Below are 14,993 nucleotides of genomic sequence, written 5' to 3'. Positions count from 1 at the left end.
CGCGATGGGGCTCACCGTGGTGCGCAGCATTGCTGCTGAACGCGAAGTGGTGTGGGCAGCGTTGACCGATGTCGAACGCTGGCCCGACTGGTCGGACTCGATGACGTCGGTGCGCAGGCCGGACAGTGGTCCGTTTCAGGTCGGCAGCCGGGCGCGGGTCAAGCAGCCGAAGCTGGCGGCGCAGGTCTGGCAGGTCACCGAACTGACCGAAGGGTCGGGTTTCACCTGGGAGGCCAGGAGCCCCGGCAGCGCCGTGATTGCCGGGCACAGCCTCGATCCGGGGGAGAACGGCACGACGACGCTGACCCTGTCGCTGGAGCAGCGCGGCCCGCTCGGCGCGGTGCTCGGTGTCGTTCTGAGCGGGCTGACCCGGCGCTACGTCACGATGGAAGCCGACGGGCTCAAACGTTTCGTCGAGAAGGTGTGAGTGCGGGCAGACCGTCGATGCTGTGTGTGTTCTTGCGTTCCCGGTAGCGGTCGAGGTCGGCGTCGTTCTTGCGTTCGGTCCACCGCTGCAGCAGGTCGCGGTCGCCGGCGTACTCCAGCAACGGCACCGCGAAACCGCAGGAATCGCTCACCCGCTCCACCTGCACATCGATGATCGCCCGCACTCCACGCGGCAGTTCGTCCCCGAAATGACCCAGCAACACGCCGAAATCCGGGTCGCTGGGCAGCACCACGCGACCGTGGCCGTGTAGCCGCACGATGTTCGGCGGGCCGGCGAAGGCGCAGAACATCAGCACGATGCGGCCGTTGTCCCGCAGGTGCGCAATCGTTTCCGCGCCGCTGCCGGTGAAGTCGAGGTAGGCGACCCGATGCCCACCGAGCACCGCGAAAGTGCCTGCCATCCCCTTCGGCGACACGTTGACGTGCCCGTCCGCGGACGCGGGTGCCGTACCGACGAAGAACACCGGCTGGGTGAGGAGGAACTCACGCAGCCGCTCGTCGATCCGCTCGTGCAGCTTCATGGCTACTCGCCTTCGAGGTCACCTTCGATGCGCAGGTACACCTCACGCATCCGGTCGACCAGCTCCGGATCCGGTTCGGCCCACAGTCCGCGATCGGCGGCCTCGGTGAGCCGTTCGATGATGCCGCGCAGCGCCCACGGGTTGGCCTGCGCCAGGAACTCCTGGTTCTCCTTGTCCAGCACGTAGGACTCGGTGAGCTTGGCGTACATCCAGTCGTCTACCACGCCGGCGGTGGCGTCGAAACCAAACAGGTAGTCCACGGTGGCGGCCAGCTCGAACGCCCCCTTGTACCCGTGCCTGCGCATGGCTGCCAGCCAGCGCGGGTTCACCACGCGAGCCCGGAATACCCGTGCGGTCTCCTCGCCCAGCGTGCGGGTGCGTACGGCGTCCGGGCTGGTGCTGTCACCGACATACGACACCGGTGCCTGGCCGGTGAGCGCGCGCACGGTCGCGATCATGCCGCCGTGGTACTGGAAGTAGTCGTCGGAGTCGGCGATGTCGTGCTCGCGCGTGTCCGTGTTCTTCGCCGCCACGACGATCCGTCGGTACGAGCTCTCCATCTCCGCCCGCGCCGGTGCCCCGTCGAGGTCGCGGCCGTAGGCGTAACCACCCCACACCGCGTAGACCTCGGCGAGGTCGGAATCGTCGCGCCAGTTGCCGGAGTCGATGAGCTGCAGCAGCCCGGCGCCGTAGGTACCCGGCTTCGAACCGAAGATCCGGGTCGTGGCGCGCCGTTCGTCGCCGTGCGTGGCGAGATCGGCACGCACGTGTGCCCGCACGAAGTTCTCCGACTCGGGTTCGTCGAGCGCGGCGACCAGGCGCACGGCATCGTCCAACAGGTCGATCACATGCGGGAAGGCATCCCGGAAGAAGCCACTGATACGCACGGTCACGTCGATGCGCGGCCTGCCCAGCTCGGCCGGCGGGATCGCCTCCAGCCCGGTGACGCGCCGGGACGCCTCGTCCCACACCGGTTGCACACCGAGCAGCGCCAGCACCTCTGCCGCATCGTCACCGGAGGTGCGCATGGCGGAGGTGCCCCATACCGAGAGGCCCACCGAGCGCGGCCAGTCGCCGTTGTCCTCCCGGTAGCGCCGCACCAGCGACTCGGCCAGTGCCTGCCCGGTCTCCCACGCGAGCCTGCTCGGGATGGCCTTGGGGTCGACGGTGTAGAAGTTGCGCCCGGTCGGCAGGACGTTGACCAGCCCGCGCAACGGCGAGCCGCTCGGGCCGGCAGGGATGTAACCGCCGTCGAGGGCGTGCAAGACGGCGTCGAGCTCCCCGCTCGTTCCCGCCAGCCGCGGCACGATCTCCGTCGCGGCGAACCGGAGCACCTCGGCGACAGAACTGCCCCCAAGGTGGCCTTGGGGTAACTCTGCGCACACGGTGTCGACTGCGGCAACGGACCATTCGCGTTCCTCCATGGCCTCCACGAGTGCGCGGGCGGTGCGCTCCACCGCGTCCACCTCGGCGGTCGGCGCACCCTCGGCAAGGCCCAGCGCGGCCCGAAGTCCGGGCACCGCGCCCTGCTTGCCGCCCCACATCTGCTGCGCCCGCAGGATCGCCAGCACGAGGTTCACCCGCGCCGCGCCGGTCGGAGCCGCGCCGAGGATGTGCAGGCCATCGCGAATCTGCGCGTCCTTCACCTCGCACAGCCAGCCGTCGATATGCAGCAGGAAGTCGTCGAACTCCGCGTCGTGCGGGCGTTCCTCGATGCCGAGGTCGTGGTCGAGCTTCGCGGCCTGGATGAGCGTCCAGATCTGCTGCCGGATCGCAGGCAGCTTCGCCGGGTCCATCGCGGCGATGTTGGCGTGCTCGTCGAGCAGCTGCTCCAGCCGTGCCATGTCGCCGTAGCTCTCGGCCCGCGCCATCGGCGGGATCAGGTGGTCGACGATCGTCGCGTGCGCGCGGCGCTTGGCCTGCGCGCCCTCACCCGGATCGTTGATGAGGAACGGGTAGACCAGCGGCAGGTTCCCGAGCACGGCGTCCGGTGCACACGAGGCCGACAGCCCGGCCGTCTTGCCGGGCAGCCACTCCAGCGAACCGTGCTTGCCGAGGTGCACCACGGCGTGCGCACCGAACTCCTCCTCCAGCCAGCGATACGCGGCGAGGTAGTGATGACTGGGCGGCAGGTCCGGATTGTGGTAGATCGCCACCGGGTTCTCCCCGAACCCGCGAGGCGGCTGGATCATCAGCACCACGTTGCCGGCCTGCAGTGACGCGAGCACGATGTCGCCGCCCTCGACATAGAGCTCGCCCGGCGGCGGTCCCCAATGCTCCGCCATGGCCGCGCGCAGGTCGTCAGGCAGCGTGTCGAACCACTCCTGGTAACGCGCCGCTGGCACCCGGATCGGATTGCCCGAGAGCTGTTCCTCGGTCAGCCACTCCGGATCCTGACCGCCCGCGGCGATCAGCGCGTGGATCAGCGCGTCGCCGTCCGGCTGGTCGGTGCCGGTGGGCTCGACACCGGGGAAGGCGTCCGGGCCGAGGTCGTAACCGCGCTCGCGCATGCGCCGCAGCAGCTCCACCGCCGAAGCCGGGGTGTCCAGGCCGACAGCGTTGCCCACGCGCGAATGTTTGGTCGGGTATGCCGAGAGCACGATGGCGATCCGCCGCTCGGCGGGTGGCGTGTGGCGCAGCCGGGCGTGGGCGAGCGCGATCCGCGCCACCCGCGACGCCCGTTCGGTGTCGGCGACGTAGCGCGGCAGGCCGTCGGGATCGAGCTCCTTGAACGAGAACGGCACCGTGATGAGCCTGCCGTCGAACTCCGGCACCGCCATCTGGTTACCGGCGTCGAGCGGCGACAGCCCTTCGTCGTTGTCCTGCCACGTGGCGCGGTCGCTGGTGAGGCACAGCGCCTGCAGCGTCGGTACGTCCAGCGCGGCCAGTTCGGCCACGTCCCACGCCTCGTCATCGCCGCCCGCGCCTGCCTCGGCGGGCCGGGTACCACCGGCGGCGAGCACGGTGACCAGCAGCGCGTCTGCTTTGCGCAGCTCGGCCATCAGCTCCGGCGGGCGCGAGCGCAACGACGAACAGTAGATGGGCAGCGCCTGCCCGCCAGCCAGCTCGATCTGCTCGGCGAGTGCCTCCACGAACGCCGTGTTGCCGGCCAGGTGATGTGCGCGGTAATAGAGGATCGCCACGACAGGGCCCCCAGGGTGGCCTTGGGGGCCGTTACCCAGGACACCCCACGACGGCTGCTCGGCGGGTGGTTCGAACCCCTCACCCGACAACAGCAGCGTGTCCGACAGGAACCGCTGCAGTTCGGCGAGGTTCGCGGGTCCGCCGTGCGCGAGGTAGGCGTGCGCGTCGGTGGCGATGCCTGCAGGCACCGTCGACAACGCCATCAGCTCGGCGTCCGGTGCCTGCTCGCCGCCGAGCACCACGACGTGCGCACCGCTTTCCCGCACCTGGCGTAGCCCCTCCGCCCAGGTGCGTTCGGTGCCGAGGATGCGCACCACGACGATCGGCACGCCCTCCAGCAGCCCGGGCAACTCGGCGAGGTCGAGCCGGGCGGGGTTGGCAAGGCGGTAGTCGGCGCCGCTGGCGCGCGCGCTCAGCAGGTCGGTGTCCGACGTGGACAGCAGCAAGATCACAAGAAGCCTCCCGGTCCCACTCTCCGGGCCGCGCGGCAGCGGAGTCAAGGTGATCTGAGGCTTGCTCACTACAGTGATGGAGTGCCACCCATGACCCGCATGCGCGCTGATGCCTGCCCCGGCGCCGTCGCGACCCATGACGCCGCCGACGGCGCACTCGCCAGGGTCCGGTTGCCCGGTGGCGCCCTGAGCAGCGCGCAGGCACGGGTGGTCGCCGAGTGCGCGGACGAGCTCGGCGACGGCATGATCCATCTCACGTCGCGCGCGAACCTGCAGCTGCGGGCGGTGACCGATGTCGATGAGCTCGTCACCCGGCTGGCGAATGCCGGACTGCTGCCCGCGCCGACCCACGAACGCGTGCGGAACATCCTTGGCTCACCGCTTTCGGGGCTACACGGCGGGCTGGTGGACGCCCGGCCGCTGGTCACCGCGCTGGACCGGGCGGTGTGCGCCCGCCCCGAACTGGCCCGGCTGCCGGGCCGGTTCCTGTTCGCGCTGGACGACGGGCGCGGCGATGTGGCCGGCGAGGGAGCCGATGTGTGCTGGCGTGCACTGGACTCCGGCACCGGGGCGCTACTCCTGGACGGCGCGGACACCGGCCTGCGGATACCGGCGCGGGACGCGGTGACGGGACTGGTCGAGGCGGCCGTCGCGTTCGAGCGCAGCCGCGGCGCGGCCTGGCGCATCCGGGAAGCCGATCCAGCCCCGGTGCTCGACGGCGTGCGCCGCTGGGCCCACGCGGTGACGCCGGACGACCGGCTGGTCCGTGCCACGTCGGCCATCCAGGTTGGTCCGGTCGGCAACGGTGTGGTCGTGGCGGCGCCGGTGTTCGGGCAGCTGAGGGCGGATGTGCTTGCCACACTGGGCGATCTGGTCGTGACGCCGTGGCGGACGCTCGTGCTGACCGGCGCTGTGCCGGAGGGTGCCGGGCTGGTCACCGACCCCGCGGCACCCGAGCTCGGGATCAGCGCCTGCATTGGCAGGCCCGGCTGTGCCAAGGCGCGAGCGGATGTCCGGGCCGACGCACCGACCGCCATGATCAGCGGCGTCCGCGCGCACTTCTCCGGCTGCGAACGCCGTTGCGGCAGGCCGCGGGGAGCGCATGCCGACGTCGTCGCCGAGAACGCTGGTTACCGCGTGGACGGCACCCTGGTTTCCCCGGCCCAGTTGCTCGACACTCTGAGAGGACGCCAGTGATCGATTACATCCGCGACGGTGCGGAGATCTACCGCCACTCCTTCGCCACGATCCGCGACGAGGCCGACCTCGGGATACTGCCCGACGACATCGCGGGCGTTGCAGTGCGGATGATCCACTCCTGCGGGATGGTCGATCTCGTGGCCGATCTCGCCTACTCGCTCGAGGTCGTCGAGGCCGGGCGCGCGGCACTGGAAGCCGGCGCCCCCGTGCTGTGTGATGCCAACATGATCGCCAGCGGCGTCACCCGCAAACGCTTGCCAGCGCGCAACGACGTCCTGTGCACCCTCTCCGACGACCGCGTGCCCGCACTCGCGGAGCGGCTCGGCACCACCCGCTCGGCAGCCGCGCTCGAGCTGTGGCGGGACAGGCTCGCGGGTTCGGTCGTGGCGATCGGCAACGCACCGACGGCACTGTTCCGGCTGCTGGAACTGATCGACGAGGGTGCCGGCGTGCCCGCGGCGATCATCGGCGTACCGGTGGGCTTCGTGGGTGCCGCGGAATCCAAGGAGTTGCTGATCGAACGCGCACCCGCGCCGTACCTGGTGGTGCGGGGTCGCCGGGGCGGCAGCGCGCTGGCCGTCGGCGCGGTGAACGCGATCGCCTCGAAGGAGGAGGTGTGAGCACCGGCGTGCTGTACGGGGTCGGACTCGGCCCCGGCGACCCCGAGCTGCTCACCGTGCGCGCGGCCAGGCTGATCAGCGCGGCCGACGTGATCGCCTACCACTGCGCCCGGCACGGCCGCAGCATCGCGCGCTCGGTCGCCGAACCGTACCTGCACGAGGGGCAGCTCGAAGAACGCCTGATGTACCCGGTCACCACGGAGACCACGAACCACCCCGGCGGGTACGAAGGGGCGATCGCCGAGTTCTACGAGGTGTCGGCGAAACGGCTCGCCGAGCATCTCGACGCCGGGCGCGACGTGGTGCTGCTGTGCGAGGGCGATCCGTTCTTCTACGGCTCCTACATGTACATGCACGAACGCCTCGCCGATCGCTACGAGGCGCACGTCGTGCCAGGCGTGACCTCCGTGAGCGCCGCGGCGGCGGTGCTGGGCAGGCCGCTGGTGCAGCGCGACGAGGTGCTGACCGTGTTGCCGGGTACCTTGCCAGGGCCCGAACTGGCGCGCCGCCTCGCCGACACCGATGCGGCTGCGGTGGTCAAGCTCGGCCGCACGTTCGGCACGGTACGCGAGGCGCTCGCCGAGTCCGGCAAGCTCGACGAGGCGTTCTACGTCGAGCGCGCCACCTGGCAAACGCAGCGCGTGGAGCCGTTCGCCGAGGTCGATCCTTCGACCGTGCCGTACTTCTCGGTCGCCGTCGTGCCGAGCCCGGCCTACGCGGCACGCAAATCCGGCGCCGCAGAGCCCCCCGAACCGGTGGAGCCCGCACGCGGGGGAGAGGTGGTCGTGGTGGGTCTCGGCCCGGCGGGTCCACAGTGGCTCACCCCCGAGGCCGAGCAGGCGCTCGCCGAGGCCGAGCACCTCGTCGGCTACGGCCCGTACCTGGCGAAGGTCCCGCAGCGCGCCGGGCAGCGCAGGCACGCATCCGGTAACCGGGTCGAGGCCGACCGGGCCGCGGAGGCACTCGAATTGGCCAGCCACGGAGCGCGGGTCGCCGTCGTGTCCTCCGGTGACCCCGGGGTGTTCGCGATGGCCTCGGCCGTGCTGGAGCAGGCCGAGCGTCCGGAGTGGACGGACGTGTCGGTGCGGGTGCTGCCAGGGGTGACGGCCGCGCAGGCGGCGGCTTCCCGAGTGGGTGCCCCGCTGGGGCACGACTACTGCGTGCTGTCGTTGTCGGATCGGCTCAAGCCGTGGGAGATCATCGAAGCGAGGCTGGACGCCGCGGGAGCGGCCGACCTCGTCGTCGCCGTCTACAACCCGGCATCCCGCAGCCGCACCACGCAGCTCGCCACCGCGCGGGAGGTGCTGCTGCGGCACCGGGCGCCGGAGACGCCGGTGGTGATCGCACGGGACGTCGGCGGTCCCGAGGAGTCACTGCGCGTCGACACGCTCGGCACGTTCGACCCCGCGGTCGTCGACATGCGGTGCCTGCTCATCATCGGCTCGTCCCGCACCAGGGTCCGGCAACAGCCGGACGGAACCCGCCTGGTCTGGACCCCGCGCCGGTACGACTGAGAACACGTCAGCGGGTGGGTTGCTCGCCGTCGGGCTGCTGCGGGCCGGGACCCGGTGACCACCAGCCGGGGCGGACCTCCCTGCCGTGGATGACGGTCGGCTCGTTGCCGTCGCTGTACGGCTCCACCTGCTCGAGGGTGCCCCACACCTGGCCGGGCCCGCGCCGCAGGTAGCTCGGCACCTCCGGCTGGTCGGCGAGCTCCTCCAGGATGCCGTTGGGGCCGCCGGACCGGCTCTCCGCCCAGTCGCCCTCGGTCGCCAGCGAGCTGGCCGTGAGGTGGTAGGTGGGGACCTCGAAGACGCCGTCGCGCACCTTCATCGGGTTCAGGCAGGGGAACACCAGCGAGGTCGGCCAGTCGAGGTAGACCGGTGCGTCGCCGATCCGGTCGGTGAGGGTGGCGAACGTCGGCACCCTTGGCGCGGTCACGGCGACCCAGCCTTCCCTGGTGAGGTCATCGTCCACAGCGGACACCCGGACCATCTTGGCCGCTGCGGGAACGTCGTCGAGGTTGATCCGCACGTCGATCCACTCGTCCTCGCCGCCGGCCGACAGCAGTGCCGGCTTCTCCGCGATGACCTTGATGCCCTCGGGGCCCGGCTCGCCGAACTGGACCGCGACGCTGGTGGCCTTCTCGCTCGGTGCGTACACCGCGACCACCACCTGGCTCCTCTCGGACCGGAAGCTCAGGTCGTACCACACGGTGCGCAGCCGTCCTGTCGGGTTGGCCCTTTCGTTGTAGCTGCTCCACATCGGCACGGTGCTGGGGGTGAAGCCGTGCGGCGGCTGGGCCAGCGGGTCGCCTGCGGACAACGGCTCCTGGTGGAAGCCGGCCTGCGTCTGCCCGACGCCCTCCTCAGCGGAGGGCAACCCGCCGGGCCTCGCGACCTGTCCCTCGCTGGGTACGGTGTGCTGCTGGTCGGCGGGCAGGGGCGAAAGAACACTGGACACCGGATCGCGCTCGACCATCACGTAGTCGCCGAGGCCGCAGCTCGAGCCGGACAGGGCCGCGAAGTTGGCCGCGCCGAGGCTGTAGGTGTCCCGCTGCTTGTGGATGGCCTTGGCCATGCTGCCGAACTCGGCCATCGCGACCAGGCCACACACCACCACGAACGCCAGCGATCCTCGCCACAGCGCCAGCCCGCGCCGCTCCGGCAGCGGTGGTGGCAGACCCGGCCGCTGGGCACGGATGTTCTCGATGAACGCGATCACAGCGGCCACCGCCGCGGCGAGCAACAGCAGTGTCGACAAGGAAATGCCGAACAGCTCCGGTGGCATGTCCCACCACGGAACGCCCATCTGCGACACGTACCAGTAGGCGTTGGAGCCGGTCACGGCGAGCGCGGCGACCACGAGCAGTCCGGAGACGAAGGCGGCACGGTTGCGTTTGGAGCGAAGTACCGAGGAACTGGCAGCCAGCGCCGTCAACGCGGCCATTGCCGCGCCGACGGCGGCGAACGCTCCGAAGTGGTGGGTCCACTTCGTCGGCGTCAGTGCCATCATCGGGAAGAACAGGGCAACGGTGCCGATGAGCCTTCGGCTGGGGCCGAGTGCCGCGCCGGGGATCCGGCCGCGTCGCAGCAGCACCGCCAGGCAGGTTACGGTGCACAGCAACAGAAGCAGCACCGGGAACCGGCGCGATGCCGAACCGTCCACTGTGGAGCTGAACAGCTGCTGGTAGCGCAGCAGCTCCTGGAACCACGACAGGCTCGGGCCGACCTCGTTGCGCAGCCGGGTCGCCTCCATGACGGTGGCGTAGGTCTGGTCGGCGAACACCACGAACAGCACCAGCACACCGGAGGCCACGATGGGTGCGAGCACCTGCCACCAGCTGGACTCCCGCGCGCGCTGGCGCAGCAGCTGGAACAGCGGCCGGGCTGCCACCAGGAACGGAGCGACCGCGATCAGCCCGGTCGGCGTCGCGGCCAGTGTGAAGGCCGCGGCAAGCAATCCGAGGCACACGGGCAGCAGGCGGCGCGTCACCAGCGCGCGCTCGACAGCGCACAGGGCCAGCAGCGAGCCCACAGCCGCCACCGGCTCGGGCCGGGTGCCGTTGTTATAGGGCATCCACCAGACCAGGAACACCGTGGCGGCGGCCCAGCCCGCGGCCCGGCTGGACCGTACCGCCTTGCCGAGCCGGGGCATCACCTCGCGGCTGATGAGCAGCCAGCTGAGCACACCGAGCAGGAACGACGGCAGCCGTATCCACGGTGCGGCGACGCTGATGTGCGACATCAGCTCGTAGACGTGGTAGAACCAGCCGAACGGCGCCTCCGCCACCCCGAACCACCGGTGGTAGTTCGTCAGGTAGCCGGCGTCCTCGGTGACCCGCGCCATGGACAGGATGTAGCCGTCATCGGAGGTCAGCGGTCCAATGAAGACCCACGCCCCGAGCGCGATGATCACCGTGAGGTCGCGGCCGGTCAGTCGCCACCAGCCCACCGGTGCCCAGCGCGGGGCGCGGCGGGCGACACCGGTGTCGAGGCGGCTCACTGCGATGAGGCAGCCGATCAGCGCGAGCACACCGATGACGCCGATGGTGACCTTCAGCCCGGTCGGCGAGGACTGGTAGCGGGTGTCCGGCGTGATGGAGACGTTCAGCCCGTGGACAGGGTCCTGTGCGCCCTCGATCGCCGTGTAGATGCCGATGACGCGGGGACGTACGTCCCCGTCCTGGTCGTAGACCGGCGTGCCGCCCACCGACAACGTGGTCCGTGTGCCGTCGGAGGAGAACCGGACGTCGCAGCCCGGCTGGGGCAGCGGCTGGCGGGCCACCTGCTCGCCGCGGTTGTTGGCGATGAGTACCCCGTCGTCGATCCGCAGCTGCATGCCTGCGCCGTTGCCGATGCGGGCGGCGGGCACGGTGGAGAACAGCAGGGCGTCACCGGGTATGCGCGCGTCAACCGACCGCACGGTCTCGCACGGCAGGTCCACCTGCAGGTCCTGCGCCCAGTAGCCGGAAAGCGGTGCGTTGACCTGCGTCGTGTCGCCGGCGACGGGCCACACGATGCGCGCGGTGTCCTGCACGATCGGCAGAAACGGGAAGGCGAGCGCACACGCGGCGGAGATCAGGCCGAGCACGATGGCGAGCCGGCGCCAGAGGCGCGCACGGGCAGCCGGGGGTGCCTCGGGGGTGGTGGAGGCTTCCGGTTCCCTGGTAGGGGCTTGTGTGCGAACAGAAGTGGCGGGTCGCATCGGACGCCACGCTAGCGGGCAGCTCAGAGTAGGGACGCGTGGGGCTGGTGATCAGCTTTCTGTCACCCAGCCGAGTGTCCAGTCCACGGCGGTGGCCACCTCGGTCACTGTCGGCACAGCGGGCCGCGCCGGTCTGCGGATCACCACGACCGGTAGGCCGAGTCGCCTGGCGGCGATCAGCTTGGCCTCGGTCATCGAGCCACCGCTGTCCTTCGTGACGAGCACGTCGATCCGGTGCTCGCGCAGCAGCGCGGTCTCCTCCTCGACGTGGTATGGACCGCGGCTCAGCACCACCTCCAGCCGGGGCGGCAACGGTGGCGTCGGCGGGTCAACGCAGCGGGCCAGGAACCACAGGTCGCGCAGGCCGGCGAACGCGGCGAGCCCCTGCCGTCCGCTGGTGAGGAAAACCCTGGTGCCGAGCCGGGGCAGGACCGCCGCCGCATCGTCGAGTGTGTCCACCCAGTGCCAGCGGTCGCCGGGTGACTCCTGCCAGCCGGGGCGGTGCAGCCGCAGCAGCGGCACACCGGCGCGGGCAGTACCGGCAGCGGCCGAGGCGCTGATCCGTTGCGCGAACGGGTGTGTGGCGTCGACCACGGCGATGATGCCGTGCCGAGTGAGCCAGTCGGCGAGTCCGTCCGCACCGCCGAACCCGCCGATGCGGACCTCGCCCTCGGGTAGCCGCGGCGCGCTGACCCGCCCGGCGAGCGAGGACACCACCGGCACCCCGTGCGTCACGAGCTCCGCGGCCAGCGCGCGGGCCTCGGACGTGCCACCGAGGATCAACACGCGCGGGGCCATACTGCTCATGAACAGTGAGTGTGCCGCAGCAGCGAGAGCAGGACGACGGTGGCAGCCGAGCTTCGTTATGGGTGGACCACCGGCGCCTGCGCGACGGCGGCGACCACTGCTGCCTACACCGCGTTGCTGACCGGCCGGTTCCCCGATCCCGTCGAGGTCGTGCTGCCGAAGGACAAGCGGCCCGCCTTCGCGCTCGCCACCGAGGAGCTCGGCGACGGTTTCGCACGGGCCGGTGTGATCAAGGATGCCGGCGATGATCCGGATGTGACCCACGGTGCGCTCATCGTGTCCACGGTCACCGCGGGCGAGCCCGGCACCGGCGTGACGTTCCGCGCGGGGCCCGGCGTCGGCACGGTCACCCTTCCCGGTCTGCCACTGCCCGTTGGTGAGCCGGCGATCAACCCGGTGCCGCGGCGGCTGATGACCGAGGCGGTGCGACGGGTGGCGGACGCCTGTCGCACCCCTGGCGATGTCGTGGTGGAGATCTCCATCCCGCATGGCGAGGAGATGGCGCGGCACACCTGGAACCCGCGACTCGGCATCGTCGGCGGGCTGTCGGTGCTCGGCACGACCGGTGTGGTGGTGCCGTACTCGTGCTCGGCGTGGATCGACAGCATCCGGCGCGGGGTCGACGTCGCGAGGGCGCTGGGCCACCGGCACGTGGCGGGTGCGGTCGGCAGCACGTCGGAGCGGGTCGTCGCCGAGCTGTACGGCCTGCCGGATACGGCGCTGCTCGACATGGGCGACTTCGCCGGCGCCGTCCTCAAGTACCTGCGGAGCCATCCGGTGCCACGGCTGACGCTGGCCGGCGGGTTCGCGAAGCTGTCCAAACTCGCGGCCGGGCATCTCGACCTGCACTCGAAGCGGTCCCAGGTCGACCTCGCCCTGCTCGCCGAGCTGGTGGCCGAGGCTGGTCACTCCCAGCTCGCCGACCCGATCCGCGAGGCCAACACCGCACTGCACGCGCTCGAACTGTCCCGTGCTGAAGGCGTGGCGCTGGGTGAGCTGGTTGCCGAGCGCGCACGGCAGGTGGCCGCCGGGGTGCTCGCGGATGCCCCGGTGGCGGTCGACGTCGTCGCGGTCGACCGGGCCGGAACCATCGTCGGCAGGGCCGGTCCCTGACCTATTCGGCTCGGCGGGCTCGGCCGGTGGAGTACAGGAAGCTGTCCGGGAAGCTCTCCGCCGCAAGCACTTTGCCGACGAAGATGATCGCCGCGCGCGTGATGCCTGCCGCGCGCACCTGCGCGGCGATGTCGGCGAGCGTGCCACGCAGCACCCGCTCCTCCGGCTGGCTGGCCTGCGCGACCACCGCGACCGGGCAGTCGTTGCCATAGTGCGGCACCAGCTCGGCGACGACCTGCTCGATGCGGTTGATCGCCAGGTGCAGTGCCAATGTCGTACCGGAGGCGGCGAGCGTGGCCAGCTCCTCGCCCTCGGGCATCGCCGTCGACCGCGCCTGCGCCCGCGTGAGGATCAGACTCTGGCCCACCGTCGGCACGGTGAGCTCCCGGTTGAGCACCGCGGCCGCCGCGGCGAACGCGGGCACACCCGGCGTCACGTCGTAGGGGATGCCCACCGCGTCGAGCCGCCGCATCTGCTCAGCCACCGCGCTGTACACCGCCGGATCGCCGGAGCACAGCCGTGCGACATCGGCGCCCGCGTCGTGCGCGGCGACGAGCTCCGCCACGATCTCCTCGAGCGTCAGGTTCGCGGTGTCCACGAGCCGGGCGCCGGGCGGACAGTGGGCGAGCAGGTCGGTCGGCGTCAGGCTGCCCGGGTATAGGCAGACCGCGCAGCGGGCGAGCAATTGCTGGCCCCGCACGGTGATCAGGTCCGCGGCGCCCGGCCCGGCGCCGATGAAGTGCACGGTCATCGCGTCAAACTCCACTGGGTCACGGTGCGGGCCGGCGTCCAGCCGGTGAAACCACCGAGTGCCGCGGCATGCTCGACCGACAGCCTGGTCAGCTCACCGCCGTGTTCGGCGTAGGCCCGCGCGAGGGTCTGCTCGGCGTCCAGGGTGACGCCGTTGGCGACGAGCCTGCCGCCGGGACGCAACGCGGCAAGGCACGTCGCGAGGACCCCGGGCACGCTGAGGCCGCCGCCGACGAACACCGCGTCCGGCTCCGCAAGGCCCGCGAGCGCGTCCGGCGCCGACCCGGTGACGACCAGGACGTCCGGCACGCCGAGCCGTTCGGCGTTGCGGCCGATCCGCTCCGCCCGTTCCGGCCGGGACTCGATCGCGATCGCCCGGTTGGCCGGATGCGCCCGGCACCACTCGATCGCGATGCTGCCCGCACCTGCCCCCATGTCCCACAGCAGCTCGCCGGGTGCGGGCGCGAGCCGCGCCAGGCTGCTGGCCCGGATGTCCCGTTTGGTGAGCTGGCCGTCGTGCTCGAAGGCGTCGTCGGGCAGACCGGCCAGCAGCGGTAACGCACGCGGTCCGGCACCCTCGATCGCGAGCACGTTCAGCGCCGCGCCCTGTGGATGGGACCACTCCTGCGCGATGCCGTCGAGCCGCCGTTCGGCGGCCCCGCCCAGCTCCTCCAGGACCGTGAGCCTGCTCGCCCCGTAGCCGCGTTCGGTGAGCACCGCCGCCACCGCGGCCGGTGTCGTGGCGTCGGAGCTCAGCACCAGCACCCGCCTGCCGGGGCCGATGGCGCGCAGCACGCGGTGCACACTGCGCCCGACAGTGCTCACCACCTCGGTCTCCTCGGCGGGCCAGCCGAGCCGCGCCCTGGCCAACGCCACCGACGACACGCCAGGAAGGATGCGCACGCGCCCGGCGCCGAAGCGGCGCACCAGCGTGCTGCCGATGCCGGACAGCAGCGGGTCGCCACTGGCCAGTACACAGACCCGGCGATGCGACTGCCCCGCGAGCAGTGCGTCGAGTGCGGGCAGCAGCGGACTCGGCCACGGTGTCTTGGTGAAGTCCCCGTCCGGCACCAGATCCAGCTGTCGCCGGCCGCCGAACAACACGTCACAGCCGGCGATCTCGGCGCGGTACGGCTCGGGCAGGCCGGCCCAGCCGTCGGCGCCGATTCCCACCACGACGATCGTCACGATCGCCAACCGTAACTCCGCCTTGCGGGACACCCGCACCCGGT

11 protein-coding genes are annotated in these 14,993 nt (G+C 71.3%); 5 read left to right on the top strand and 6 right to left on the bottom strand.

The window, feature by feature from the left end:
• Nucleotides 1-4: 4 nt before the first annotated feature.
• Entirely contained in the window at nucleotides 5-427 is a 423-nt protein-coding gene (locus tag ABZ863_RS08000; RefSeq protein WP_358532267.1) for an SRPBCC family protein, read from the top strand.
• Here ABZ863_RS08000 and ABZ863_RS07995 read toward each other — a convergent pair.
• Both ABZ863_RS07995 and cobN read right to left on the bottom strand, forming a co-directional pair.
• Nucleotides 402-968: a pyridoxamine 5'-phosphate oxidase family protein gene (locus tag ABZ863_RS07995; protein ID WP_358532265.1), complete on the bottom strand. Its 567-nt coding sequence runs from the start codon at nucleotides 966-968 to the stop codon at nucleotides 402-404. The two genes, ABZ863_RS08000 and ABZ863_RS07995, sit on opposite strands and share 26 nt — an antisense overlap.
• A gap of 2 nt (nucleotides 969-970) precedes the next feature.
• The gene (gene cobN, locus ABZ863_RS07990; protein WP_358532263.1) at nucleotides 971-4,564 is read right to left on the bottom strand and encodes a cobaltochelatase subunit CobN; all 3,594 of its coding nucleotides are present in this window, start codon (nucleotides 4,562-4,564) and stop codon (nucleotides 971-973) included.
• 90 nt (nucleotides 4,565-4,654) lie between these two features.
• On the opposite strand from cobN, the gene ABZ863_RS07985 reads away from it, so the two are divergent.
• From ABZ863_RS07985 to ABZ863_RS07975, 3 genes are read left to right on the top strand one after another with little or no spacing between them, the layout of a single operon-like run.
• Entirely contained in the window at nucleotides 4,655-5,761 is a 1,107-nt protein-coding gene (locus ABZ863_RS07985) for a precorrin-3B synthase (RefSeq protein WP_358532261.1), read from the top strand.
• A complete protein-coding gene (locus ABZ863_RS07980; protein WP_358532259.1) occupies nucleotides 5,758-6,384 on the top strand; it encodes a precorrin-8X methylmutase in 627 nt (208 codons plus the stop codon). The genes ABZ863_RS07985 and ABZ863_RS07980 overlap by 4 nt, the downstream gene beginning before the upstream one ends.
• Entirely contained in the window at nucleotides 6,381-7,898 is a 1,518-nt protein-coding gene (locus ABZ863_RS07975; RefSeq protein ID WP_358532257.1) for a precorrin-2 C(20)-methyltransferase, read from the top strand. Before ABZ863_RS07980 ends, ABZ863_RS07975 begins: the two co-directional genes overlap by 4 nt.
• A gap of 7 nt (nucleotides 7,899-7,905) precedes the next feature.
• Here ABZ863_RS07975 and ABZ863_RS07970 read toward each other — a convergent pair whose 3' ends face one another.
• Nucleotides 7,906-11,091, bottom strand: coding sequence for an arabinosyltransferase domain-containing protein (locus ABZ863_RS07970; protein WP_358532255.1), 3,186 nt, complete (start codon nucleotides 11,089-11,091; stop codon nucleotides 7,906-7,908).
• A 51-nt stretch (nucleotides 11,092-11,142) separates the two neighbouring features.
• Nucleotides 11,143-11,898 carry a cobalt-precorrin-6A reductase gene (locus tag ABZ863_RS07965; RefSeq protein WP_358532253.1) on the bottom strand — a complete coding sequence of 252 codons (756 nt, stop codon included), beginning with the start codon at nucleotides 11,896-11,898 and terminating at the stop codon, nucleotides 11,143-11,145.
• Between the two features lie 39 nt (nucleotides 11,899-11,937).
• Between ABZ863_RS07965 and ABZ863_RS07960 the strand changes: the two genes are divergently transcribed.
• Nucleotides 11,938-13,011: a cobalt-precorrin-5B (C(1))-methyltransferase gene (locus ABZ863_RS07960; protein ID WP_358532251.1), complete on the top strand. Its 1,074-nt coding sequence runs from the start codon at nucleotides 11,938-11,940 to the stop codon at nucleotides 13,009-13,011.
• A 1-nt stretch (nucleotide 13,012) separates the two neighbouring features.
• Here ABZ863_RS07960 and cobM read toward each other — a convergent pair whose 3' ends face one another.
• Together cobM and cbiE are read right to left on the bottom strand one after the other, a co-directional pair.
• Nucleotides 13,013-13,762: a precorrin-4 C(11)-methyltransferase gene (gene cobM, locus ABZ863_RS07955; protein ID WP_358532249.1), complete on the bottom strand. Its 750-nt coding sequence runs from the start codon at nucleotides 13,760-13,762 to the stop codon at nucleotides 13,013-13,015.
• A complete protein-coding gene (cbiE, locus tag ABZ863_RS07950; protein WP_358532247.1) occupies nucleotides 13,759-14,949 on the bottom strand; it encodes a precorrin-6y C5,15-methyltransferase (decarboxylating) subunit CbiE in 1,191 nt (396 codons plus the stop codon). Before cbiE ends, cobM begins: the two co-directional genes overlap by 4 nt.
• Nucleotides 14,950-14,993 lie beyond the last annotated feature (44 nt).

The organism is Saccharomonospora sp. NPDC046836 (genome assembly GCF_040645195.1).
GTDB lineage: Bacteria > Actinomycetota > Actinomycetes > Mycobacteriales > Pseudonocardiaceae > Prauserella_A.
This window is presented reverse-complemented; position numbering and strand designations above follow the sequence as displayed.

What these genes read in the sequence shown, in the direction of transcription:
- ABZ863_RS08000 (WP_358532267.1), top strand. Translation starts at nt 5, where the DNA reads ATGGGGCTCACCGTGGTGCGCAGCATTGCTGCTGAACGCGAAGTGGTG.
- ABZ863_RS07995 (WP_358532265.1), bottom strand. Translation starts at nt 968, where the DNA reads ATGAAGCTGCACGAGCGGATCGACGAGCGGCTGCGTGAGTTCCTCCTC.
- ABZ863_RS07985 (WP_358532261.1), top strand. Translation starts at nt 4,655, where the DNA reads ATGACCCGCATGCGCGCTGATGCCTGCCCCGGCGCCGTCGCGACCCAT.
- ABZ863_RS07970 (WP_358532255.1), bottom strand. Translation starts at nt 11,091, where the DNA reads ATGCGACCCGCCACTTCTGTTCGCACACAAGCCCCTACCAGGGAACCG.
- ABZ863_RS07965 (WP_358532253.1), bottom strand. Translation starts at nt 11,898, where the DNA reads ATGAGCAGTATGGCCCCGCGCGTGTTGATCCTCGGTGGCACGTCCGAG.
- cobM (WP_358532249.1), bottom strand. Translation starts at nt 13,762, where the DNA reads ATGACCGTGCACTTCATCGGCGCCGGGCCGGGCGCCGCGGACCTGATC.